This is a genomic window from Thauera sp., from assembly GCF_035444905.1.
Classification (GTDB): Bacteria; Pseudomonadota; Gammaproteobacteria; order Burkholderiales; family Rhodocyclaceae; genus Thauera.
On sequence record NZ_DAOMPS010000110.1, the window covers coordinates 1 to 5472 of the forward strand.

The window sequence follows — 5472 nt, forward strand, 5'->3', positions numbered from 1 at the left end:
GCAGCTTGGCCACGGCCAGCGGCTGCAGCTCGACATCGGTCTCGACCAGGATGGCGCGGTCGGCGCCGATCGCCAGCGCCGCGCGCAGGGTTTCCTGGCAGGCGGTGACGCCGCAGCTCACCGCGACGACCTCGGTGGCGACGCCGGCTTCCTTCAGCCGCACCGCCTCTTCCACCGCGATCTCGTCGAAGGGGTTCATGCTCATCTTGACGTTGGCGATATCCACGCCGCTGCCATCGGCCTTCACACGGACCTTGACGTTGTAATCGACCACCCGCTTCACGGGTACCAGCACCTTCATGCGTCTTCTCCCTTGACGAAGCCGCTCCCTGCGGAGCGCTCACACATCGATCGTGCCGGCCGGCCAGGCCTTCCGGCACGCAGTTTCATTGATGACGGACGACGAATTCCGCCAGCTCGGCACGCTCGCTGACGAGCGCGTTCTCGGGCGCGTCGGGGTCGGCGTAGCCGAGCGCAATCCCGCACACCACCTGCTCGTTGGGCGGCAGCTGCAAGTGCTCGCCGATGATGCGGTGGTAGTCGATCCAGGCCGCCTGTGGGCAGGTCGCCAGCCCGCGTGCCTCGGCCGCGAGCATGACGTTCTGCAGGAACATGCCGTAGTCGAGCCAGCTGCCCTTGCCCAGCCGGCGGTCGATCGTGAAGATCAGGCCCACCGGCGCGCCGAAGAACTCGAAGTTCCTGCGGTGCTGCGCCTTCATCCGTGCCCCATCGCCCTTGGCGATGCCGAGGCGGCTGTACAGGTCCCAGCCCACCTTGCGCCGCCGCGCGAGATAGGGCTCGAAGAACTCCGGCGGGTAGTAGTCGTACTCGGGTGTGTGGCTGCCATCGGCGGCATCGAAGGCGGCACACACCGCATCCACCAGCCGGCCGAGCGTGGCGCCGGTGAGGACATGCGCCCGCCACGGCTGGGTGTTGGTCCCCGACGGTGCGCGCGCCGCCACCGCCAGGATGTCGTCGATCGTCGCCTCCGCCACCTTTTCCGGCAGGAAGGCCCGGACCGAACGGCGCGCGCTCATCACGTGATCGACGGCCTCGGTCAGGCCCGTCGGCGCTGCTGCATTCATTGCCATCTCCATGTCGAAATTCCCCCGCGCGGATCAGCGCGTCTTCTCGCCGATCATGCGGTTGAACAGCGCAATCCCCTCGCCGACGATGCCGCGGCGGAACACCAGCACGCAGAACACGAACAGTCCGCCCATGACCACGGCAACGAGCGAGCCGAGCTTGTCGGCGAGTTCGGTCTGCAGGGTCACGATCACGCCGGCGCCGACGATCGGCCCCATCACCGTGCCCATGCCACCGAGCAGCGTCATCAGCACCACCTCGCCCGAGGTGTGCCAGTGCGCGTCGGTCAGCGTGGCGAAGCCGAACAGCAGGGTCTTGAGCGCCCCCGCCAACCCGGCGATGCCGGCCGACAGCACGAAGGCGAGCAGCTTGTAGCGATCGACGTCGTAGCCGAGCGAGATCGCGCGCGCCTCGTTCTCGCGGATCGCCTTCAGCGTCTGGCCGAAGGGCGACTGGATGGTGCGCAGGATCAGCCAGAACGCCGCGGCGAACAGGGTCACCACCAGGTAGTAGAGCTTGTAGTCGTCCGCCAGGTCGAAGCCGAACACGCTGCCGCGCGGCACGCCCTGCAGGCCGTTCTCGCCGCCGGTGAAAGGCGCCTGCAGGAAGATGAAATACACCATCTGCGCCAGCGCGAGCGTGACCATCGCAAAGTAGATGCCCTGGCGGCGGATGGCGAGCGCGCCGATCACCAGGCCGAGCGCTGCAGCAGCGAGCGTGCCGAAGGCCAGACCGGCGAGCGTGGGCAGACCCCAGGCACTGAGCGCGTGACCGGTGAGGTAGGCCGAGCTGCCGAGGAACACCGCATGGCCGAAGGACAGCAGGCCGGTGTAGCCGAGCAGCAGGTTGAAGGCGCAGGCGAACAGCGCGAAGCACAGCACCTTCATGATCAGCACCGGATAGATCACGGCCGGTGCCAGCAGCAGCAGGACGAGCCCGACGAGGTAGCCGACGTTGGCGATTCTGGGGTTCATTTACTTCTCCTTTCCGAACAGGCCGGCCGGGCGGAACATCAGCACGATGACCATGACGACGAAGATGACGGTGGAACTGGCTTCGGCGTAGAACACCTTGGTCAGGCCCTCGAGCACGCCGAGCCCCAGGCCGGTGACGATCGAGCCCATGATCGAGCCCATCCCGCCGATCACCACCACCGCGAACACGGTGATGATCATGTTCGCGCTCATCAGCGGGCTGACCTGGGTGGTGGGCGCGGCGAGCACGCCGGCGAAACCGGCCAGCGCGGCGCCGAAGGCGTAGGTCAGCATCACCATCACCGGCACGTTGATGCCGAAAGCCTGGGTCAGCTTCGGGTTCTCGGTCGCGGCGCGCAGGTAGGCGCCCAGCCGGGTCTTCTCGATCATGTACCAGGTGGCGAAGCACACCGCGAGCGAGGCCACGATCACCCACAGGCGGTACTTGGGCATGAACATGAAGCCCAGATCGATGACACCGGAGAGCTCCTTCGGGATGGTGTAGGGCTGGCCCGCGGCGCCGAACACGTAGCGGAAGCCGCCGCCTATCATCAGCGCGAGGCCGAAGGTCAGCAGCAGGCCGTAGAGGTGGTCGAGCTTGTAGATCCACTGCAGCAGGAAGCGCTCGATGACGATGCCGATGGCACCGACCGCGAACGGCACCAGCACCAGCGACCACCAGTAGCCGACGCCCAGATACACCATGGCCATCCAGGCGAACATCGCGCCCATCATGTACATCGCGCCATGGGCGAAGTTGATGATCTGCAACATGCCGAAGATGACGGCAAGGCCAAGGCTCATCAGGGCGTAGAACGAGCCGTTGACGAGACCCAGCATGAGCTGGCCCAGCAAGGCGGGAAGCGGAATGCCGAAGACTTCATTCATTTGGCAGGACTCCGATTGTGAGGGTTTGCGCGCGCACGCGACGAAGGCGGAACCCGGCTCAGACGCCGAGCAGTTCCTGCAGGTAGCCCATGCGGCTGGTCAGCTCGTTCTGGGCGATCTCGGCCACCATCTGGCCGTGCTCGACGACGAACATGCGGTCGGCCAGCGGTGCGGCGAAACGGAAGTTCTGCTCGACCAGCACGATCGTGTAGTCCTTCTGCTTGAGCTGGCGGATGATCTCGCCGAGCTTCTGCACGATCACCGGCGCGAGGCCTTCGGAGATCTCGTCGAGCAGCAGCAGGCGGGCGCCGGTGCGCAGGATGCGTGCGAGCGCCAGCATCTGCTGCTCGCCCCCCGACAGGCGGGTGCCCTGGCTGTGGCGGCGTTCGGCGAGGTTGGGGAACATCTCGTAGATCTCCTCGACGCTCATGCCACCGCTGCCGACCCGGGGCGGCAGCAACAGGTTCTCTTCGGTGGTGAGGGCGGAGTAGATGCCGCGCTCTTCCGGGCAGTAGCCGACGCCAAGCTGGGCGATCTTGTGCGGCGGCATGGCGATGGCCTCGCGGCCGTTGATCATGATCGAGCCGGTGCGCTTGCCGGTCAGCCCCATCAGCGCGCGCAGCGTGGTGGTGCGGCCGGCGCCGTTGCGCCCGAGCAGGCTCACGCATTCGCCGCGGCGCACGGTGAAGTCGATGCCGTGCAGGATGTGCGACTCGCCGTAGAAGGCGTGCAGCTGGGACACGCGCAGGTATTCGGTGGCGCTCATCAGTGGGCTCCCGCAAGTTCGGCAGCCTCGCTGCCCATGTAGGCCTCGATCACCACCGGGTTGGACGACACCGCGGCGTAATCGCCTTCGGCGAGCACCGAACCGCGGGCGAGCACGGTGATCGTGTCGCAGATGCCGGACACGACCTTCATGTTGTGCTCGACCATCAGGATGGTGCGGTTGGCGGAGACCTTCTTGATGAGCTGCATCACCAGGTCGACGTCCTCGTGACCCATGCCCTGGGTCGGTTCGTCGAGCAGCATCAGCTCGGGCTCGAGCGCCAGCGTGGTGGCGATCTCGAGCGCGCGCTTGCGGCCGTAGGGCATCTCCACCGTGATCATCTTGGCGTAGCCCTCCAGGCCGACCTCGGCGAGCAGTTCCATCGCGCGATCATTCAGATGATCGACGCTGCGGCCCGACTTCCAGAAATGAAAGGTGGTGCCGAGCTTGCGCTGCAGGGCGATGCGCACGTTCTCGAGCACGGTCATGTGCGGGAACACCGCAGAGATCTGGAACGAACGCACCATGCCCATGCGCGCGATGCGCTGGGGCGTTTCCTTGGTGATGTCCCGCCCGTTGAAGCGGATCGTCCCGCGCGTGGGCTGCAGGAACTTGGTCAGCAGGTTGAAGCAGGTGGTCTTGCCCGCCCCATTGGGGCCAATCAGGGCGTGGATGTCACCGCGCCGAATCTTCAGGTCCACACCATCGACTGCCACGAAACCGCGGAACTCCTTGACGAGTCCCGAGGTTTCGAGGATCAGATCGGATGCCGTGTTCGCTGCTGCTGCAGTCTTGTGGCTCATGGTCTCCTCCTCTGCCGCGTTGCCGCGGCACGCGTGATCAGCCCGAGAAGGCCTGGATGCCGGTCTGGGCGCGGCCGAGAATCAGCGCATGGATGTCGTGGGTGCCTTCGTAGGTGTTGACCACCTCCAGGTTCACCACATGACGGATGACGCCGTACTCGTCCGAGATGCCGTTACCGCCGAGCATGTCGCGCGCCATGCGCGCGATGTCGAGCGCCTTGCCGCAGGAGTTGCGCTTGATCAGCGAGGTGACCTCGACCGAGGCGATGCCCTCGTCCTTCATGCGGCCCACGCGCAGGCAGGTCTGCAGGCCGAGCGTGATCTCGGTCTGCATGTCCGCAAGCTTCTTCTGGATGAGCTGGTTGGCGGCGAGCGGGCGGCCGAACTGCTTGCGGTCGAGCACGTACTGGCGGGCACGGTGCCAGCAGTCCTCGGCAGCGCCGAGCGCACCCCAGGCGATGCCGTAGCGCGCCGAGTTGAGGCAGGTGAAGGGGCCCTTGAGGCCGCGCACCTCGGGGAAGGCGTTCTCTTCCGGCACGAAGACCTCGTCCATGACGATTTCACCGGTGATCGAGGCACGCAGGCCGACCTTGCCGTGGATGGCCGGGGCGCTGAGGCCCTTCCAGCCCTTCTCGAGGATGAAGCCGCGGATCTTGCCTTCGTCGTCCTTGGCCCACACCACGAACACATCGGCGATCGGGCTGTTGGTGATCCACATCTTGCTGCCCGACAGGCTGAAGCCGCCCGGCACGGTGCGTGCGCGGGTGATCATCGAGCCCGGGTCGGAGCCGTGGTTGGGCTCGGTGAGGCCGAAGCAGCCGATCCACTCGCCGCTGGCAAGCTTGGGCAGGTACTTCTGCTTCTGCGCCTCGGTGCCGAACTCGTTGATCGGCACCATCACCAGCGAGCTCTGCACGCTCATCATCGAGCGGTAGCCGGAATCGACGCGCTCGAC

7 protein-coding genes are annotated in these 5472 nt (G+C 66.2%); all 7 read right to left on the reverse strand.

Annotated features, from left to right (window positions below):
- On the reverse strand, positions 1-301 hold a 301-nt coding region (locus PLC66_RS22095; protein WP_503012260.1), incomplete at its 3' end, for an electron transfer flavoprotein subunit beta/FixA family protein.
- 85 nt (positions 302-386) lie between these two features.
- Positions 387-1085 (reverse strand): nitroreductase, encoded by a 699-nt coding sequence (locus PLC66_RS22100; protein WP_324544341.1) that lies wholly within the window; start codon positions 1083-1085, stop codon positions 387-389.
- Positions 1086-1118: 33 nt separating this feature from the next.
- Positions 1119-2060, reverse strand: coding sequence for a branched-chain amino acid ABC transporter permease (locus PLC66_RS22105; protein ID WP_324544342.1), 942 nt, complete (start codon positions 2058-2060; stop codon positions 1119-1121).
- Positions 2061-2948, reverse strand: coding sequence for a branched-chain amino acid ABC transporter permease (locus tag PLC66_RS22110; protein ID WP_324544343.1), 888 nt, complete (start codon positions 2946-2948; stop codon positions 2061-2063).
- Between the two features lie 58 nt (positions 2949-3006).
- Positions 3007-3714, reverse strand: coding sequence for an ABC transporter ATP-binding protein (locus PLC66_RS22115; RefSeq protein ID WP_324544344.1), 708 nt, complete (start codon positions 3712-3714; stop codon positions 3007-3009).
- Complete coding sequence (locus PLC66_RS22120; protein WP_324544345.1) at positions 3714-4517, reverse strand: ABC transporter ATP-binding protein; 804 nt, start codon at positions 4515-4517, stop codon at positions 3714-3716. The genes PLC66_RS22115 and PLC66_RS22120 overlap by 1 nt, the downstream gene beginning before the upstream one ends.
- 37 nt (positions 4518-4554) lie before the next feature.
- On the reverse strand, positions 4555-5472 hold a 918-nt coding region (locus tag PLC66_RS22125), incomplete at its 5' end, for an acyl-CoA dehydrogenase family protein (protein WP_324544346.1).

Bases quoted from the DNA above. Each gene is read 5' to 3' on its own strand.
- PLC66_RS22100 (WP_324544341.1), bottom strand. From the start codon at position 1,085: ATGAATGCAGCAGCGCCGACGGGCCTGACCGAGGCCGTCGATCACGTG.
- PLC66_RS22105 (WP_324544342.1), bottom strand. From the start codon at position 2,060: ATGAACCCCAGAATCGCCAACGTCGGCTACCTCGTCGGGCTCGTCCTG.
- PLC66_RS22110 (WP_324544343.1), bottom strand. From the start codon at position 2,948: ATGAATGAAGTCTTCGGCATTCCGCTTCCCGCCTTGCTGGGCCAGCTC.
- PLC66_RS22115 (WP_324544344.1), bottom strand. From the start codon at position 3,714: ATGAGCGCCACCGAATACCTGCGCGTGTCCCAGCTGCACGCCTTCTAC.
- PLC66_RS22120 (WP_324544345.1), bottom strand. From the start codon at position 4,517: ATGAGCCACAAGACTGCAGCAGCAGCGAACACGGCATCCGATCTGATC.